General features: G+C 67.4%; 15 protein-coding genes. 11 read left to right on the forward strand and 4 right to left on the reverse strand.

Going from position 1 to position 18,606, the window contains the following annotated elements:
- Window positions 1–79: 79 nt before the first annotated feature.
- Window positions 80–550 carry a DUF4863 family protein gene (locus tag HV783_RS15525; RefSeq protein WP_144655319.1) on the reverse strand — a complete coding sequence of 157 codons (471 nt, stop codon included), beginning with the start codon at window positions 548–550 and terminating at the stop codon, window positions 80–82.
- A 178-nt stretch (window positions 551–728) separates the two neighbouring features.
- On the opposite strand from HV783_RS15525, the gene HV783_RS15530 reads away from it, so the two are divergent.
- The 7 genes from HV783_RS15530 (at window position 729) to HV783_RS15560 (ending at window position 10,557) form a co-directional block, all read left to right on the forward strand.
- Entirely contained in the window at window positions 729–1,640 is a 912-nt protein-coding gene (locus HV783_RS15530) for a helix-turn-helix transcriptional regulator (RefSeq protein ID WP_054501062.1), read from the forward strand.
- Between the two features lie 244 nt (window positions 1,641–1,884).
- Window positions 1,885–3,546: a 2,3-epoxybenzoyl-CoA dihydrolase gene (gene boxC / locus HV783_RS15535; protein ID WP_175189437.1), complete on the forward strand. Its 1,662-nt coding sequence runs from the start codon at window positions 1,885–1,887 to the stop codon at window positions 3,544–3,546.
- Between the two features lie 110 nt (window positions 3,547–3,656).
- Window positions 3,657–5,084: a benzoyl-CoA 2,3-epoxidase subunit BoxB gene (gene boxB, locus HV783_RS15540; protein WP_116792866.1), complete on the forward strand. Its 1,428-nt coding sequence runs from the start codon at window positions 3,657–3,659 to the stop codon at window positions 5,082–5,084.
- 51 nt (window positions 5,085–5,135) lie between these two features.
- Window positions 5,136–6,383, forward strand: a complete 1,248-nt coding sequence (gene boxA / locus HV783_RS15545; RefSeq protein WP_175189438.1) for a benzoyl-CoA 2,3-epoxidase subunit BoxA — start codon at window positions 5,136–5,138, stop codon at window positions 6,381–6,383.
- Window positions 6,384–6,443: 60 nt separating this feature from the next.
- On the forward strand, window positions 6,444–6,884 hold the full coding sequence (locus tag HV783_RS15550; protein ID WP_054417183.1) for a MaoC family dehydratase: 441 nt from the start codon (window positions 6,444–6,446) through the stop codon (window positions 6,882–6,884).
- A gap of 294 nt (window positions 6,885–7,178) precedes the next feature.
- Complete coding sequence (locus tag HV783_RS15555) at window positions 7,179–8,801, forward strand: hypothetical protein (RefSeq protein ID WP_064528333.1); 1,623 nt, start codon at window positions 7,179–7,181, stop codon at window positions 8,799–8,801.
- Window positions 8,802–8,937: 136 nt separating this feature from the next.
- Complete coding sequence (locus tag HV783_RS15560; RefSeq protein WP_175189439.1) at window positions 8,938–10,557, forward strand: helix-turn-helix domain-containing protein; 1,620 nt, start codon at window positions 8,938–8,940, stop codon at window positions 10,555–10,557.
- A 41-nt stretch (window positions 10,558–10,598) separates the two neighbouring features.
- Here the strand turns inward: HV783_RS15560 and HV783_RS15565 are convergent, their stop codons facing one another.
- The 3 genes from HV783_RS15565 to HV783_RS15575 all read right to left on the reverse strand — a co-directional run bounded on the left by HV783_RS15565 (window position 10,599) and on the right by HV783_RS15575 (window position 14,847).
- Entirely contained in the window at window positions 10,599–11,585 is a 987-nt protein-coding gene (locus HV783_RS15565) for a TRAP transporter substrate-binding protein (RefSeq protein ID WP_049075440.1), read from the reverse strand.
- Between the two features lie 252 nt (window positions 11,586–11,837).
- Entirely contained in the window at window positions 11,838–13,031 is a 1,194-nt protein-coding gene (locus tag HV783_RS15570) for an acyl-CoA dehydrogenase (RefSeq protein WP_175189440.1), read from the reverse strand.
- Between the two features lie 133 nt (window positions 13,032–13,164).
- Window positions 13,165–14,847, reverse strand: a complete 1,683-nt coding sequence (locus HV783_RS15575; protein WP_054501066.1) for a thiamine pyrophosphate-binding protein — start codon at window positions 14,845–14,847, stop codon at window positions 13,165–13,167.
- 179 nt (window positions 14,848–15,026) lie between these two features.
- Between HV783_RS15575 and HV783_RS15580 the strand changes: the two genes are divergently transcribed.
- From HV783_RS15580 to HV783_RS15595, 4 genes are all read left to right on the forward strand, one after another.
- Window positions 15,027–15,932: a LysR substrate-binding domain-containing protein gene (locus tag HV783_RS15580; RefSeq protein WP_054501067.1), complete on the forward strand. Its 906-nt coding sequence runs from the start codon at window positions 15,027–15,029 to the stop codon at window positions 15,930–15,932.
- Window positions 15,933–16,066: 134 nt separating this feature from the next.
- Window positions 16,067–17,050, forward strand: coding sequence for a site-specific tyrosine recombinase XerD (gene xerD / locus HV783_RS15585; protein ID WP_064528343.1), 984 nt, complete (start codon window positions 16,067–16,069; stop codon window positions 17,048–17,050).
- Between the two features lie 66 nt (window positions 17,051–17,116).
- Window positions 17,117–17,605 carry a Cys-tRNA(Pro) deacylase gene (ybaK, locus tag HV783_RS15590; RefSeq protein ID WP_054501069.1) on the forward strand — a complete coding sequence of 163 codons (489 nt, stop codon included), beginning with the start codon at window positions 17,117–17,119 and terminating at the stop codon, window positions 17,603–17,605.
- Between the two features lie 208 nt (window positions 17,606–17,813).
- Window positions 17,814–18,392: a DJ-1/PfpI family protein gene (locus HV783_RS15595; RefSeq protein WP_064528347.1), complete on the forward strand. Its 579-nt coding sequence runs from the start codon at window positions 17,814–17,816 to the stop codon at window positions 18,390–18,392.
- Window positions 18,393–18,606 lie beyond the last annotated feature (214 nt).

Here is an 18,606-nt window from a genome sequence, read left to right on the forward strand (position 1 = left end):
GGCGCGGGTCAGCCCGCGCCGGCAGCCGGCCGGCCACGCGGGGCGCGGCCGGGGCGCTGTGGGGAAGCGGGGAGCGGATTCATGCGCGGGTGAACTCGATGGCGCCGCCCGGCAGCAGGTACAGCACCAGCGCGCGTCCCTGCGTCACCGTGGGGCGGTGGGCGCTGCCGGGGCCATAGACCAGCCAGCCAGCGCCGTGGCCGTCGAAGCGCGCCGCGTCGGTCAGCGGCATGATCATGTCGATCTCGCCGTTGGGATGGGCGTGGTGCGGGCCGGCCAGGTCGTCCATGTCGACCACGTCCACCGAACAGCCGCCCAGGTCCTCGGCCGGCTTGATGACGCGGCCGTAGCGGATGCCGCCGCCTTCGCGGTTGCACATCCAGCCGTCGGCCACGCCCTGCCTACAGGCGGCGAAGATGTCGGCGTACAACGCGCTGTCGGGGCCGGCCTGCTGGTTCAGGCGCTGCTGCAAGGCGCCGTCGAGCGCCTGGCCGGCCATCAGGTCCGTCACCTGGCGCATCAGCGCGTGGAATCGTTCTGGCGTGCTCACCCGGTCTCCTCCTATACACTGTCGGCGCTTCAGCGGCGGATGCAATCCAGTGCTGTTTTGTCGCACCTGACACGCTGTTGAAGCTGTTTGAGGAAAAATAGTGCTTCCATTGATATGGGTCAAGCACTATAGTGCATAAATCGGGTGTTATCAGGGTTTTTGCGGAGTCAGCTACACCATGAACCAAGCGCTAGAAGACGCGGCGCCAACCGAACCCAGGCGGGAAGCCTTCCTGGTGGCGCTGGGCGAGCGGGTGCGCCGCCTGCGGGCCATCCGCGGCATGACGCGCAAGGGGTTGTCGCAGGTGACCGGCGTGTCCGAGCGGCATCTGGCCAATCTCGAGCACGGCGTGGGCAATGCCTCGATCCTTGTGCTGCTGCAGATCGCCAAGGCCTTCAACTGCGCGCTGGCCGAGCTGGTGGGGGATGTCACCACCGAATCGCCCGACTGGCTGCTGATCCGCGAGCTGCTCAGCGGCCGCACCGAGTCCGACCTGCAGCGCGCCCGCGAGGCGCTGACCCAGTTGTTCGGCGTGGGGGCCGGCGCGCAGCGCCCCAACCGCACCCAGCGCATCGCGCTGATCGGCCTGCGCGGCGCGGGCAAGTCCACGCTGGGCCAGATGCTGGCCGATGACCTGGGCTACCCGTTCGTCGAGCTGAACCGCGAGATCGAGCGCGTGGCCGGCTGCAGCATCCTGGAAATCCACAACCTGTACGGCCCCAACGCCTATCGCCGCTACGAGCGGCGCGCGCTGGAAGAGGCGGTGCAGATCTATCCGGAAATGGTGCTGGCCACGCCCGGCGGCCTGGTGTCCGAGCCGGCCACGCTCAACCTGCTGCTGGCGCACTGCTACACGGTCTGGTTGCGCGCCACGCCCGAGGAGCACATGGGCCGGGTGATGGCGCAGGGCGATTTCCGGCCGATGTCCGGCAACAACGAAGCCATGGCCGACCTGAAGCGCATCCTGGCCGGGCGCGAGGCGTTCTACGCCAAGGCCGACCTGACCTGGGTCACCAGCCACCTGGACGTGCAGGAGAGCTTCGCCGGCCTGCGTACCCAGGTGCGCAAGGCCTGCGGCCTGCCGCTGTAGCGCCCGCGGCATTTGCCGATCGCCTGGGCCGCCCCTTTGGGCGGCCTTTTCTTTCGTGGTGCGCGGGCGTCGCCCTGTCCGTCCGGAGAGGGGGGCTTCATTGAGGGACGCTTTGACGAGCGTCTGATGACCTGCACTTTTGTGCATCTTTTGCTTGACGCTGATTTTTGCCTGCACTAATCTGCATAATAATTCATGTCGTGCAGTATTTTTCCTATCCGGCTAGGGCATCAGGAGACAAGCAATGAGCACCGCCGCCAACAAGGTCGACTTTCGGACCGATCCCTCCCAGTACCGCCATTGGCGCCTGTCGTTCGATGGCCCCGTCGCCACGCTGGCGATGGACGTGGCCGAGGACGGCGGCCTGCGTCCGGGCTACAAGCTCAAGCTCAATTCCTACGACCTGGGCGTGGACATCGAGCTGCACGACGCGCTGCAGCGCATCCGCTTCGAGCATCCCGAGGTGCGCAGCGTGGTCGTCACCAGCATGAAAGACCGCATCTTCTGTTCGGGCGCCAACATCTTCATGCTGGGCCTGTCCTCGCACGCCTGGAAGGTGAACTTCTGCAAGTTCACCAATGAAACCCGCAACGGCATCGAGGACTCCAGCCGCCATAGCGGCCTGAAATTCATCGCCGCGCTCAACGGCGCCTGCGCCGGCGGCGGCTACGAGCTGGCCCTGGCCTGCGACGAGATCCTGCTGATCGACGACCGCTCGTCCTCGGTCGCGCTGCCCGAAGTGCCGCTGCTGGGCGTGCTGCCGGGCACCGGCGGCCTGACCCGCGTCACCGACAAGCGCCGCGTGCGCCACGATCACGCCGACATCTTCTGCACCCTGGTCGAAGGCGTGCGCGGCCAGCGCGCCAAGGACTGGCGCCTGGTCGACGACGTGGTCAAGCCCGCGCAGTTCGAGGCCGCGGTGCGCGAGCGCGCGCTGGCGCTGGCCGAGCGCAGCAGCCGCCCCGCTGGCGAGGCGGGCGTGGCGCTGACGCCGCTGGCGCGCGAGGAAGCCGCCGATGCCTTGTCCTACCGCTACGTCGACGTGCAACTGGATCGCGCCAAGCGCCAGGCCACCTGGACGGTGCGCGCGCCGCAAGGCCCGGTGGAATCGGAGCTGGCCGACATCGTGGCCGCCGGCGCGGCCTGGTGGCCGCTGCAGATGGCGCGCGAGCTTGACGACGCCATCCTGTCGCTGCGCACCAATGAACTCGACATCGGTACCTGGATCTTCAAGACCGAGGGCGACGCGCAGGCCGTGCTGGCCGCCGACGCCGCGCTGCAACGCCACGCCAATCACTGGTTCGTGCGCGAGACCGCCGGCCTGCTGCGCCGCACGCTGGCGCGCCTGGACGTGACCTCGCGCAGCCTGTTCGCGCTGGTCGAGCCGGATTCTTGCTTTGCCGGCACGCTGCTGGAACTGGCGCTGGCCGCAGACCGCAGCTACATGCTGGACAGCGAGGGCGAAGAGCACGACGCGGCCCGGCTGATCGTGGGCGAGGCCAACTTCGGCGCCTACCCGATGGTCAACGGCCAGAGCCGCCTGCAACGCCGCTTCCACGAGGAAACCGCGCCGCTTGAAGCGGTGCGGGCCCGCGCCGGCCAGCCGCTGGCCGCGCGCGACGCGCTGGCGCTGGGGCTGGTGACCTACGCGCCCGACAGCATCGACTGGGACGACGAGGTGCGCATGATGCTCGAAGAGCGCCGTGCGCTGTCGCCCGACGCGCTCACCGGCCTGGAAGCCAACCTGCGCTTCGGCGGCCGCGAAACCATGGAGACGCGCATCTTCGGCCGCCTGACCGCCTGGCAGAACTGGATCTTCAACCGGCCCAACGCGGCGGGCGAGAAGGGCGCGCTCAAACTCTACGGCAAGGGCGAGCAGGCGACATTCGACTGGAACCGCGTCTAGCGCGGCCCACGCAGCAAGTCCCCCATACACGGCGCCGGCCCGCGCAGCGCGGCCGGCGCCCCAAGACCCGACGCCGCCCCGACGCGGCCGTCCATCCAGGAGCAGAGACAATGTCAGGCGTCAACTACAGCGACAAGATCCCCAATAACGTCAACCTCTCCGGCGACCGCACGCTGCAACGCGCGCTGGAACACTGGCAGCCCAACTACCTGCAATGGTGGCAGGACATGGGTCCGGACGGCTCGCACGGCTTCGACGTCTACCTGCGCACCGCCGTCAGCGTCGAGCCCGACGGCTGGGCCCACTTCAACCACGTGCGCATGCCCGACTACCGCTGGGGCATCTTCCTGGCGCCGCAGGACGGCCAGCGCAAGATCCACTTCGGCGAGAACATGGGCCGCGACGTCTGGCAGGACGTTCCCGGCGAACACCGCGCCAACCTGCGCCGCATCATCGTCACGCAGGGTGACACCGAGCCCGCCTCGATCGAGCAGCAGCGCCACCTGGGCCTGACGGCGCCGTCGCAGTACGACCTGCGCAACCTGTTCCAGATCAACGTCGAGGAAGGCCGCCACCTGTGGGCCATGGTCTACCTGCTGCACCGTTACTTCGGCCGCGACGGCCGCGAAGAGGCCGACGCGCTGCTGCAGCGCACTTCCGGCGATTCGGACAACCCGCGCATCCTCGGCGCCTTCAACGAGAAGACGCCGGACTGGCTGGCGTTCTACATGTTCACCTACTTCACCGACCGCGACGGCAAGTTCCAGTTGTGCGCGCTGGCCGAGTCCAGCTTCGACCCGCTGGCCCGCACCACCAAGTTCATGCTGACCGAAGAGGCGCACCACATGTTCGTGGGCGAATCCGGCATCTCGCGCGTGATCCAGCGCACCTGCGAAGTGATGAACCAGTTGAAGACCGACGACCCCGCCGCCGTGCGCGCCGCCGGCGTCATCGACCTGCCGACGATCCAGCGCTACCTGAACTTCCACTACAGCGTCACCATCGACCTGTTCGGCGCCGACCAGTCGTCCAACGCCGCCATCTTCTACGGCTCGGGCCTGAAAGGCCGCTACGAAGAGAGCAAGCGCAACGACGACCACCAGCTCAAGAACGACACCTACCGCGTGCTGTCGGTCGACAACGGCAGGCTGCGCGAGATCGAGGTGCCGATGCTGAACGCGCTCAACGAAGTGCTGCGCGACGACTTCATCCGCGACTCGGTGGCCGGCATCGGCCGCTGGAACAAGGTCATCGAAAAGAGCGGCATCGCCTTCCGCCTGCAGGTGCCGCACAAGGCCTTCAACCGCCAGATCGGCACGCTGGCCGGCATCCGCATGTCGCCCGAGGGCGAGATCCTGTCCGAAGCGCAGTGGCAGGCGCACCGCCATCAATGGCTGCCCACCCCGGAGGACCGTGAGTTCGTCGCCTCGCTGATGGGCCGCGTGACCGAGCCCGGCAAGTTCGCCAACTGGATCGCGCCGCCGGTCATGGGCATCAACCGCCAGCCCGTGAACTTCGAGTACGTTCGTTTCAACTAAGGCCCCGTGGCGGCGCCATGCGCCGCCGCGCCGCGCATTCGGATGACCGCGATGAACGCCGCCCTGCCCATGGAAGTCCTGAAGCAACACCTGATCGATCCCGAGATCTGCATCCGCTGCAACACCTGCGAAGAAACCTGTCCGATCGACGCGATCACGCACGACAGCAACAACTACGTGGTCGACCCGGACATCTGCAACGGCTGCATGGCCTGCGTGCCGCCGTGCCCCACCGGCTCGATCGACAACTGGCGATTGGTGGTGCGCGGCGACGCCTATTCGGTGCAGGACCAACTGCGCTGGGATGAGCTGCCGCGCGAACAGCCCCTGCCGGGAGCCGCGGCCGTCGTGGATGAGGCGGCGAACGCGGTCGTCGAGCCGGCGTCGTCCGCCGGGGTGGCGGCCATGCCGTCCGCCACGCCCGGCGCAAGCGTGCCGCCGTGGTCCGCCGCGCATCCCTACGTCAACCTCTACACCCACAAGACGCCGGTGACCGCCACCGTGGTCGGCAACTACCGCGTCACCGGCGCCGACACCGACAGCGACATCCATCACATCGTGCTGGACTTCGGCGAGCTGCCGTTCCCGGTGCTGGAAGGCCAGTCGATCGGCATCCTGCCGCCCGGCACCGACGCCCAGGGCCGGCCGCACCACGCGCGCCAGTACTCGCTGGCCAGCCCGCGCGACGGCGAACGCGCCGGCTACAACAACCTGTCGTTGACCGTGAAACGCGTCACCGAGGACCACCAAGGCCAGTCGGTGAACGGCGTCTGTTCCAACTACCTGTGCGACCTGGCCAAGAACGACACCGTGCAGGTGATCGGTCCGTTCGGCCATACCTTCCTGATGCCGAACCACCCGCGCGCCAACCTCATCATGATCTGCACCGGCACCGGTTCGGCGCCGATGCGCGCCATGACCGAGCGCTACCGGCGCCGCATCGAAACGGGGGAGAATGGCCGCCTGATGCTGTTCTTCGGCGCCCGCACCGAACGCGAGCTGCCGTATTTCGGCCCGTTGATGAAACTGCCGCGCGACTTCATCGACATCAACCTGGCGCTGTCGCGCGAAGCCGGCCAGCCCAAGCGCTACGTGCAGGACCTGATCCGCGAACGCGCCGCCGCCGTGCGCGAACTGCTCGCCGATCGCAACACCTGCATCTACGTCTGCGGCCTGAAGGGCATGGAAGTCGGCGTGCTGGACGCCTTGCGCGAGGTGACGGTGCAAGCGGGACAGGATTGGACTATCCTGCATGATGTGCTGCGCCGCGAGGGGCGGCTGCACTTCGAGACCTATTGAACGGGCGGCCGGCTTCCGGCAAGCCCTCCAAGGGTCATCCATGCGAGGGGAAGTCCACCAATGAAGTTCGCTGATTTCAAGGACGGCATGCTGATCAAGGCCGGTCCGGTCACCATCACGGAAGCCGAAATCCTCGAGTTCGCCCGCAAGTACGACCCGCAGTGGTTCCACACCGATCTCAAGCGGGCCGCCGAGGGCCGCTGGGGCGGCCTCATCGCCAGCGGCTGGCATACCTGCGCGCTGGCCATGCGCATGGCGGTGGATGCCGCGTTGCACGATTCCGAGTCCTTCGGCTCGCCCGGCCTGGGCGAAGTGCGCTGGCGCACGCCGGTGCGTCCTGGCGACCAGTTGCGCCTGGAAGCGCGGGTGCAGGGCGTGCGTACGTCTTCGTCGCGGCCGGACCTCGGCATCATCACCTGGGCCTGGACGGTGATCAACCAGCATGACGAGGGCGTGCTGGAATTGGACGCGACCAGCTTGTTCGATCTGTCGGGCGACTAGCTTGCGGTTGCGCTCCGCCCGCGCCGAGGGCCTCGCCAGTGTCGCAGTTGCCTTGTCCGGTAGCACGGATGCTCGTAACATGAACGCGTCGTGGGAGAATTGTGCCCAGCGACATTGAAGGCCCGCCCGGGGAACCGGGCGGGCCTTTCGTATATGGGTACGCCCAATGGCCCAAGCCATCGAGCACCCCCTTCCTGCTCTGACCCCGGCATTTCTCTCAGGCCCACCCGCATCCGCCGGTGGGCTTTTTCTTGCGCAGCGCCGCTGCTTTCATCCGTCATCGAGGTTCCCTTCATGCAACTCCTCAAACCCATCAACGTCGGCCATGCGCCGAACGACCAGACCGGCGACACGCTGCGCGACGCCATGGCATTGGTGAACGAGAACTTCACCAAGACGCGCTCCGGCGTGGAAGCCGTCGAAGTGGCCGCCGCCGCCGCGCAGCGCAAGGCGGACGCGGCGATTGCCGACATCGAAAAAGGCGCGGCTGGCGGCGTGGCGCCTCTGGACGCGACGGGCAAGGTGCCGGCCGTGCACCTGCCTCCGCCTGCAATTCCGATGACGCAGAAATCGGCGCCGGGGGGCGTGGCACCGTTGGATGATGACGGCCGTGTGCCTGCCGATCATCTGCCGGTGCCGCAGCCGTCGGTACCCCTGGCGCAAAAGGGCCAACCCAATGGCGTGGCGACGTTGGCCGCTGACGGCAAGGTACCTTTCGCACAACTGCCTGAGCTTGTTCCAGCCTCGGCGAGGGCGCAGCCTAATGGCATAGCAACCCTGGGCGAGGATGGCCGGATCGTCGCTAATCAATTACCGCCGTTGATCCCTGCGGCCGACAAGGGGCGTCCGGGCGGCATCGCGACTTTGGACGCCGAGGGGCGAGTGCCGGCACTCCAACTGGCCGCAGTGCTGCCGGACGAAAAGGGCCGGCCGGGTGGCGTTGCGACGCTGGACGCGGAGGGCAAAGTACCCGTGGGCCAAATTCCGCCTCTGCCCAGTGGACCACCGGTCGGCTCGGTAGCATGGTGGCCGCTGCGCACTTCCATCCCGTCGGGCCAGATTCCCGCCGATGGGCAGACCATTTCTCGCGACACGTTTCCCGATCTCGCAGCGATGGTGATCAGCGGTAAGTTGCCCGTGGTGCCGGAGGCGGACTGGTTGGCGGATCCGCTCAAGCGGGGAAGCTACACCTTGGGAGACGGATCCACCACCTTCCGCGTGCCCGATTTGAACGCCAGGGCCGCAGGGTCTCTGGCGGCGGCGGTGTTGCGAGGCGACGGCGCGAAATCCTCGGGCGTGCCTGGCAGGTTGCAATCGGACCAGCTCGGGCCGATGGACTACCGTGTCGTGAGCGGATTCAATCAAGCCACCAATGTGTTGGCGGATGCCTCCATGAATGCCGTGATGGCATCGGGGAATTTTGCGGGCTACACGTTCACCACGGCGAGACAGACTACCAACGGCACACGTTGGATCGTCAATACCGGCGACGAAACGCGGATGGCGAACGTTACCGGCGTGTGGACGATTCACGCTTTCGCTGCCGCGATCAATCCCGGCAACGTGGATATGGCACAACTGGCCAGTGATCATGCGGCGCTCAGTGCAGCGTTCCAGACGTTGCGCGCACAGGTTTTCGGCGTCGGCCAGACGCTTCAAGACGTTAGCGCGTCCCGGGCATTCGGGGTGACATACACCAACAGTACCGGGCGGCCGATCTCGGTTTACATCGTCGGCTCGTCCAACAGTAGCGCCGGGGGCAACATGTACGTGATGGTGGGCGGCATCGCGGGTACGCGTTCCATTACCTCATATAACGGCGTCTCACTGTCGCTCACTGCCGTTATTCCGCCCGGAATCACTTACCGGGTGGTAGCCGACAGCATGACGCAGAATTTCTGGACCGAATATCGGTGAGTCGTCATACAGGCTCGCAACGACGCTGGCAGCCTCAAGTTCCACGTGCCGCGCAAACCCATTTCCCGCCACTACTCCAATACGTGGCCGGCTTTTCATTCTGTGACGCATTCACCCCCATCAGAGCCTTTCTCCTATGCAGATCCTAAAACCCATCAATATCGGCAACGCGCCTAATGATCAAACAGGCGACACGTTGCGCGCAGCCATGGCGATCGCGAACGAGAACTTCGCCAAAACGCGCGCCGGCGTGGACGCGGTCGAGGTCTCCGCCGCCGCCGCCCAACGCAAGGCGGACGCCGCCCTGCCCGCCGCCGAGAAAGGCGCCGCGGGCGGTGTCACGCCGCTGGACGCTGCGGGCAAAGTTCCGGCCGCGCACCTGCCCCCGCCGGCCGTGCCGCTGTCGCAGAAGTCGGCGCCCGGAGGCGTTGCCCCGCTTGACGACGCGGGCCGCGTGCCAGTCGATTACCTGCCGATTCCGGTACCCGCCGTGCCCCTCGCGGAAAAAGGCCAGCCGAACGGCGTCGCCACGTTGGACGCGGACGGCAAGGTCACGCCGGTGCAATTGCCCGACCTGATCCCTGCCGCCGAAAAAGCCCGGCTCTACGGCGTCGCGACTCTGGCGGCCGACGGTCGCATCGTCCCTGGCCAACTGCCCGCGTTGGTTCAGACCTCCGAGAAGGGGCGCCCGGGTGGCGTACCGACGCTTGATGCGGAAGGCCGCGTCCCCGCCGCGCAACTGCCCGCGGTACAGGATGCCGTGCCGCTCGTGGAAAAAGGACAGGCCGGCGGTGTAGCCACGTTGGACGAGACGGGCAGGGTGCCGACCGATCAGTTGCCACCGATTCCCGGCGGTCCGCCCGTGGGTTCGGTTGCATGGTGGCCGCTGCGTACGTCTATCCCCGCTGGTCAGATTCCTGCGGATGGGCAGACTATCAGCCGCACCACTTTCCCCGACCTTGCCGCCATGGCGGCAGCGGGTGCACTGCCGGTGGTGCTGGAAGCCGATTGGCTGGCCGATCCGCTCAAGCGGGGCAGCTTCACGCTAGGAGACGGTTCGACCACCATCCGGATGCCCGACTACAACGGGAAGTCCGCCGGGTCGATTGGCGCGCCGTTCATGCGCGGTGATGGTGCGCTTTTGAATGGCATGTTGAAGTCAAGCCAGAACAAGGCTCACCAGCACGGTTTCCAGACGCCACAGCTTTTCTATGGCGAAGTGGGTGGCACTAGTTCCTTCTTGGGGGCCCCCAATACGTCCACTCCGCAGTTCAACCGCAATACGAACAGCGAGGGCGGGGCAGAAGCGCATCCGACGTTCGTTTCCGGTGTCTGGACTGTGCAGGCCTTTGGGGCTGTCGCCAACGCGGGGAGCATAGATGCCGCACAATTGGCTTCCGACCTCGGCGTGACCCAATCCAGCGTACAGCAGTTGAGGGAGCAAGTGTTCGGTACAGGCCAACAGCTTCGTTCACGTAGTACCGTGTTGCGCACGTGGTATCAGAACACCACAGGCCGCCCCATACTGGTCGGGTTTCATTGTGTTGGCGTCGCTGCGGGGACGATTATCGTTGCCGGATACCTCAACAATGTCTCCGGTAATGCGGGATCGGTTCCCTACCATTACGATACGACTCCTGGCGGGTATGCCGGCATGCGCTGCGGTTTCACCATGCACGTGCCACCTGGCATGTGGTGGATGGCCGACACCGTCAATGCCAATGTCGAGTCCGGTTCGGTCTGGGAATACGCGTGACCGTAAAGCCCCCGGACCCGGTGTGGACGGGGGCTACCCACTTACGGCCGCCGCATCGCCTTCAGGATATTCACCCCCTCCGGCCCCGCCGCGGCCTCCCACTGCTTCACCGAATCCACCGCCGCGTTCTTCAGCGCCTGGCGCACCGGCATCGGCACGGCGGTGTCGATCGTCACGCCGTTCTTGCGCATGTTGGCGTAGTTCTGCTGCAACCGGCCTTCGATGCGCTTCCACTGTTCCGCCTCGGTCTGCGCGGCGGCCTGGTCGATCGCCTTGCGCGACTTCGCGTCCAGCGCCTGATAGGCCTGCAGGTTCATCGTCGCCACCGAGATCGGCATCGCGTAGTTGATCTCGGCGAAGCGTGGCAGGTGTTCCCACAGCTTGCGGCCGGCGCCGCCGTCGCCCGAGGACAGCACCGCGTTGACCTCGCCCGAGGCGATGCGCGGCATGGCGTCGGCGAACGAGATGTTCTGCGCGCGCGCCCCGGCCTTCTGCATCACGTCCTGCGAGGTCGCGTCATAGGTGCGGATGCTCAGCGCCTTCAGCGCGGCGACGCTGTCCACCTTGTCCTTGGACCAGATGCCCGAGGCTGGCCAGGGCGTGGTGTAGAGCAGCTTCTGGCCATGCGCGGCCAGCAGTTTCTCGTAGGCCGGACGGGCCGATTTGTTCAGCGCGCGCGCCTTGGCCAGCGAGTCGGCCAGGAATGGCAGCGAGGACACGCCGAAAATCGGATACTTGGTCGCCAGCGCGCCGGCGAAGGCGTCGCCGGCATCGACTTTGCGCGCCTGGACCGCGTCGATCATGTCGCCTGACTTGATGCCGCGCGCGGCGTCGAAGCTGGCGTCGATCAACACCTGGCCGCCGCTCTTGCCGCGCACCAGGTCGGCGAAGGTGGACACGCCTTGTCCCGGCATCGAAGTGGCCGGGTACTCGGTGGTCATGGTGAGGGTAGTGGCGGCGAATGCGCCGTGACTTGCAAAAGCGATGGCGATGCCCGCCCACAGGCGGAACGAGGGACTGCCTTGCATGCGCGACTCCTGGTCGTGACGAAAAATCCGGGGTCGGGCAGGCGGATACAGCGGGCCGGCACCAGGCCAATTGCAGGCAGCGTAAGCCATGAGCCGCGCGCGGGCTAGTTCCTGATAACCCTAAGACGCGCCGGGAGTGGGCATCGCCCGCGCAAAAAAAACGCCCCTCGAAAGGGGCGCACAGTCTTCGCCACGCCGGCGAACCGCGCGTCGGGAGCAGAGCCGGGCTCCGTCCGCGCGGCGAACTGCAAATCAATAGAATGCCTGGATGCCGGTCTGCGCGCGGCCCAGGATCAGGGCGTGCACATCGTGGGTGCCTTCGTAGGTGTTGACCACTTCCAGATTCACCAGGTGGCGGGCCACGCCGAATTCGTCGGAGATGCCGTTGCCGCCCAGCATGTCGCGGGCCAGGCGGGCGATGTCCAGCGCCTTGCCGCAGGAGTTGCGCTTCATGATCGAGGTGATCTCGACCGCGGCGGTGCCTTCGTCCTTCATGCGGCCCAGGCGCAGGCAGCCTTGCAGCGCCAGCGTGATTTCGGTCTGCATGTCGGCCAGCTTCTTCTGGATCAACTGGTTGGCGGCCAGCGGGCGGCCGAACTGCTTGCGGTCCAGGGTGTACTGGCGGGCGGTGTGCCAGCAGGCTTCGGCGGCGCCGACCGCGCCCCAGGCGATGCCGTAGCGGGCCGAGTTCAGGCAGGTGAACGGACCCTTCAGGCCGGACACGCCGGGCATCATCTGGTCGGCGGACACTTCCACTTCGTCCATGACGATCTCACCGGTGATCGAGGCGCGCAGGCCGACCTTGCCGTGGATGGCGGGGGCGGTCAGGCCCTTGGTGCCCTTCTCGAGGATGAAGCCGCGGATCTTGCCGTCGAACTCGCCGCCGACGCACTTTGCCCACACCACGAACACGTCGGCGATGGGCGAGTTGGTGATCCACATCTTGTTGCCGGTCAGCTTGTAGCCGTCGGCGGTCTTGACCGCGCGCGTTTCCATGCCGCCGGGGTCGGAACCGTGGTTGGGTTCGGTCAGGCCGAAGCAGCCGATCCACTCGCCGCGGGCCAGCTTGGGCAGGTACTTCTGCTTCTGCGCTTCGCTGCCGAATTCGTTGATGGGCACCATCACCAGTGACGACTGCACGCTCATCATCGAGCGGTAGCCGGAGTCGATGCGCTCGACTTCACGGGCGATCAGGCCGTAGCTGACGTAGTTCAGGCCGGCGCCGCCGTATTCGGCGGGGATGGTGGCGCCCAGCAGGCCCAGCTCGCCCATTTCCGAGAAGATTTCCGGGTCGGTCTTTTCGTTGCGGAAGGCGTTCAGCACGCGCGGGGCCAGCCTGTCCTGCGAGTAGGCGTGGGCGGCGTCGCGCACCATGCGTTCTTCTTCGGTGAGCTGCTGGTCCAGCAACAGGGGATCTTGCCAATGGAACGAGGGATTCGAGGACATGCTGGGTCTCCGCTATGGATTTCCGTTTTCGGAATCTGGAAAGTTTAAACCTAAAATAATTGGCGCGGCAACCCGGGGTTTACGCGACGCGCGCGGCGCGCGTCGCCATGGGTTTGCCGCCGCCTCTCGGGTATCAGTGCCGGGCCTTGAGCGCCGCGTCGCGGATCTTGTCCAGCGTGGTTGACGGCGTGATGGTCTGCGGGTCGATGAAGCAGTGCAGGATGGCCGGCTTGCCGCTGGCCAGCGCGCGCTCGAACGCCGGGCCGAACTGCTCGGTGGTCTCGACGCGTTCGCCGTGGCCGCCGAAGGCGCGGGCGTAGTCGGCGAAGTCCGGGTTCTTCAGCTCGGTGGCGGAAATGCGGCCGGGGTAGTGCTTTTCCTGGTGCATGCGGATGGTGCCGTACATGCCGTTGTCGACCAGCACCACGATGATGGGCAGGTCGTACTGCACGGCGGTGGCGAATTCCTGGCCGTGCATCAGGAAGCAGCCGTCGCCGGCAAAGCAGACCACGGTCTTGTCGGGCCAGACGCGCTTGGCGCCCACGGCGGCCGGCAGGCCGTAGCCCATCGAGCCCGAGGTCGGCGCCAGTTGCGTGCCGAAGCGGGTGAAGCGGTGGAAGCGGTGCAGCCAGGTGGCGTAGTTGCCGGCGCCGTTGGTCATGATGGCGTCGGCCGGCAGGGTCTTTTCCAGGTAGGCCATGACCTGGCCCATCTGCAGCGCGCCCGGGGTGGTCACGGTGGCCGGGTCGCTCCACTTCAGGTACGACTCGCGCATCGCCTGCGTGCCGTCGGCCCAGGCCGGCTGGGCGGGGGCCTTCAGGCCGGCCAGCGCCTGGGCGAAGGCGGCGGGCGAGGTATTGATGGCCAGCGTGGGGCGATAGACGCGACCCAGTTCGGCGGCGTCCGGATGCACGTGCACCAGTTTTTGCCTGGGCACCGGGATGTCCAGCAGCGTGTAGGCCTGGCTGGGGTTTTCCGACATGCGGCCGCCGACCAGCAGCACCAGGTCGGCGTCGGCCACGCGCTTGAGCAGGGCCGGGTTGATGCCCAGGCCGACGTCGCCGATGAAGCACGGATGGTCGGCCGGGAACAGCATCTGGCGGCGGAACGACACGGCCGTGGGCAGCGCGTGGCGCTGCGCGAAATCGGCGAACTGCTGCACCGCGCGCGCGTCCCAGCGCGTGCCGCCGAGGATGGCGACGGGATTGCTGGCCTTGGCCAGAAGCTGCTCCAGGTCGGCCAACTGGCCGGCGGTGGGCGCGGACTCGATGACCTCGTAGCGGGGCGCATCGGCCACCTGCGCGGCCTCCACCAGCATGTCCTCGGGCAGCGCGATCACCACCGGGCCCGGACGGCCCGAGGTGGCGATGTGGAAGGCGCGCGAGATGAGTTCGGGAATGCGTTCGACCTGGTCGATTTCCGTGACCCACTTGGCCTGCGTGCCGAACACGGCGCGGTAGTCCATTTCCTGGAAGGCCTCGCGCTCGCGCATGCCGCGCTCGATCTGGCCGACGAACAGGATCATCGGGGTCGAGTCCTGCTTGGCGATGTGCACGCCGGCCAGCGCGTTGGAGGCGCCCGGACCGCGGGTCACCATGCAGATGCCGGGTTCGCCGGTCAGCTTGCCATGGGCGTCGGCCATCATGGCCGCGCCGCCTTCCTGGCGGCAGACGGTGACCTTGATGTCGGCGTCGTGCAGGCCATCCAGCACCGCCAGGTAGCTCTCGCCGGGAACGCAGAAAACGTGTTTGACGCCCTGGGCGACGAGCTGGTCGACGAGGATGTGGCCGCCGAGGCGGGATGCTTGCTGGGACATGGTGGGTGTCAGGATGAGCCGAGATTAAGACACCCGAGCATAATGTTCCTTGATCGCACAACGCAATTGATAAAATTGCACAATCTAGTGACCCGCCGGCACGACCCGGATATTGCGCCGCGGCAGGCGCGGCGGGTGTTTCCGGCGATCTTCGGTTCCTTCCTGGCGGTTCCCGCTCCATGAGAAACGGCATTCCCAACCTCAGCGCCCTGCAGGCCTTCGAGGCCTCGGCCCGCCTGGGCAGTTTTTCCCGGGCGGCCGAAGAGCTGTCCCTGACCCACAGCGCGGTCTACCGCCAGGTCGCCAGCCTGGAGGCGCGGCTGGGCGTGCAGTTGTTCACGCGGGTGCGACGCCGCATCGTGCTGACCGACCACGGCGCAGAATATGCGGGACGCATCCGCCATCACCTGGACCAGATCGAGAAGGACACCTTCGGCCTGGTGAGCCGCACCGGCATGGGCCGCAGCATCCACATCGCCGTTGTGCCGACGCTGGCCACCACCTGGCTGATCCCGCGGCTGGCGGATTTCCAGCGCGAGCAGCCGGACATCACCGTCAGCCTGTCGGTGCGCACGCTGCCGTTCCAATTCAAGGACCAGCCGTTCGACGGCGCGCTGTACCACGGCGACACGCTGTGGCCCGGCACCCAGGGCGTGCTGCTGTTTCCGGAGCGCGAGCTGGTGCCGGTCTGCGCGCCCGAACTGGCCGCCCGCGTCACCGAGGCAGGCGCCGGCGCGCTGGCGGGCATGACCCACCTGCACCTGAGTTCGCGCCCCGACGCCTGGCGCCAGTGGTACGGCGCCAACAATTACCTGTATGGCCCCCAGGCGGCGGGCGGTCCGCGCTACGAATTGTTCACCATGGTGATGGCGGCGGTGCAGGCCGGGCTGGGCGTGGGCCTGATGCCGCGATTCCTGGCGCAACCCGCGCTGGACCAGGGCACGCTGACGATGCCGGTGGCGCAGTCGCTGACGGTCAGCCAGGGCTACTACTTCGGCTATCCGCAGCGCAGCGAGCGTTCCGAGGCGCTGAAGCTGTTCGAGACCTGGCTCAAGTCGGCCGCCGCGGCAGTGGCGGGGCGCTGAGGGCATGGCGCAAGCGTCGCCGTAGAATGTGGCCCATCCCCCTGGCGTGGCCGGCGTACGCCGCAAGGTTGCGCGCGCCTGCGGCGGCGCCGTCCGCCGCCGGGCACCTCTCTTGATGCCTTGATTTCCGTTCCATGTCCGATTCCCGCCAACCGCTCGCTTCCCAGGCCGATATCGACGCCTTCATCGACGCCGTCTGGCTCGAGGACGGCCTGTCGGCCAACACGCTGGCTGCCTACCGGCGCGACCTGACCGGCTTCGCGCGTTGGCTCGAGGACCCCGAAGCCTATGCCCGCGAGATGGCCGACCGCTATGGCGACGCGGCCTCGGCCCACACGCTGCCGGCCGGCCCCGCCAAGGCGCTGGCCGAGGCCGGCAAGGCCGACATCGAGGCCTGGTTCGCCTTCCGCCACGAGGAAACCCGCGCCACCACCGCCAACCGCCGCCTGGCCGCGCTGCGCCGTTTCTACGCCTGGGCCCTGCGCGAACACCGGGCGGCGCAGGATCCCTGTCTGACGCTGGTGGCGGCCAAGCAGCCGCCGCGCCTGCCCAAGACGCTGTCCGAGCAGCAGGTGGATGCCCTGCTGCGCGCGCCCGACCTGGGCCAGCCGCGCGGCCTGCGCGACCGCGCCATGCTGGAAACGCTGTACGCCACCGGCCTGCGCGTGTCGGAACTCGTCGGGGTGCGGGCACTGGACGTCAGCCTGAACGAGGGCGTGGTGCGCGTGGTGCTGGGCAAGGGCGGCAAGGACCGCCTGGTGCCGCTGGGCGCGGAAGCGGCGCACTGGATCGACCAGTATCTGAAGACCGCGCGCCCCGAGCTGGCCGCCGGCCGCGTCAGCGACGCGCTCTTCATCACCGGCCGGGCCGAGGCCATGTCGCGCCAGGCGTTCTGGCAACTGGTCAAGAAATACGCGGTGCTGGCCGGCGTGCATGCGCCGCTGTCGCCGCACGTGCTGCGCCACGCCTTCGCCACGCATCTGCTGAACCACGGCGCCGACCTGCGCGTGGTGCAGATGCTGCTGGGCCACGCCGACATCTCCACCACGCAGATATACACGCACGTCGCGCGCGAACGCCTGAAGGCGTTGCACGCCGCGCATCATCCGCGCGGTTGACGCCGGCGTTTGCGCGCCGCCGTCCGTCTGCCTACACTTTTGCCTTCGCCTTTCCACCGCAATGCCATGAGCAAAGCCCGCCACGTTTCCGAAACGCCCGCCACCCAGTTCCTCAAGCAGCACAAGGTGGCGTACACCGAGCACACCTACGACTACGTCGATCATGGCGGCGCCGGCGAGGCCGCGCGCCAGTTGGGGCTGGACCCGCACGCGGTGGTCAAGACGCTGGTGATGGAAGACGAATCGGCCAAGCCGCTGATCGTGGTGATGCACGGCGACCGGGAAGTCTCCACCAAGAACCTGGCGCGCCAGGCCGGGCTGAAGAAGGTCGAGCCCTGCAAGCCCGAGGTGGCGCAACGCCACTCCGGTTATCAAGTGGGCGGCACCTCGCCGTTCGGCACGCGCAAGAAGATGCCGGTGTGGGTCGAGGCCGAGGTGCTGCAATACCCGGTCGTCTACATCAACGGCGGCCGCCGCGGCTACCTGGTGGGCATCGACCCGAACGTGCTGGTGAGCCTGTTGGGCGCCAAGCCGGTGACGGTGGCGCTGGAGTAGGGCGCCTGCCGCGGGCCGGCGCGGCGCGCGGCCGCGCATGAACGTCAGGGCGGGCGCGGTCCCGCTGCGGGGCATCCATCTTGGCGTGGTATCCCGTTACCACCCTCGCCTGCGCGGGCAGGCGCACAATGGACAGCAGAACATCAAGAACCGGCCGCCCGGCCCTCGGGCGCTGTAGCCGGCGATTCCCCATCCCCAGGAGACAATCATGAGCAAGAGACTGTTGATGCTGGTCGGCGACTACGCCGAAGACTACGAAACCATGGTGCCGTTCCAGACGCTGCTGGCGGTGGGCCATACGGTGCACGCGGTCTGCCCCGGCAAGAAGTCCGGCGAGAGCATCGCCACCGCCATCCACGATTTCGAGGGCGCGCAGACCTACAGCGAGAAGCGCGGCCACAACTTTGCGCTGAACTACGATTTCGACCGTGTCGAGGCCGGTTCCTACGACGGCCTGGTGATCCCCGGCGGCCGCGCGCCGGAATACCTGCGCCTGAACGAAAAGGTGCTGGAGATCGTGCGCGCCTTCGACCAGGCCAAAAAGCCGATCGCCGCCGTCTGCCACGGCGCCCAACTGCTGGCGGCCGCCGGCATCCTGGAAGGCCGCACCTGCTCGGCCTACCCGGCTTGCGCGCCGGAAGTGCGGCTGGCCGGCGGCACCTACGCCGAGATCGGCATCGACCAGGCCTACACCGACGGCAACCTGGTGACGGCGCCGGCCTGGCCGGCGCATCCGGCGTGGCTGGCGCAGTTCCTGGCCGTGCTTGGGACCAGGATCACGCACTGAGCCTGGGCCGCGCGGCGAGCGCCCGTGGGCGCTGCCACGCGCGCGCCGGCGCCGCATTCCCATGAGCGCGGGGCGTTGCCGCGCCATGCGGGCGTTCCGCGCCTGACCCGTCCTGCCCTAGGTTGACACCTACGGGACGGTATCCGTAGCGATTACGGACTGAGCACCCGATGAACTTCATCGGGTGTTTTGCATTGTAGGGACAGATGTGGGC

This window comes from Achromobacter dolens (assembly GCF_902859745.1).
GTDB lineage: Bacteria > Pseudomonadota > Gammaproteobacteria > Burkholderiales > Burkholderiaceae_B > Achromobacter > Achromobacter dolens.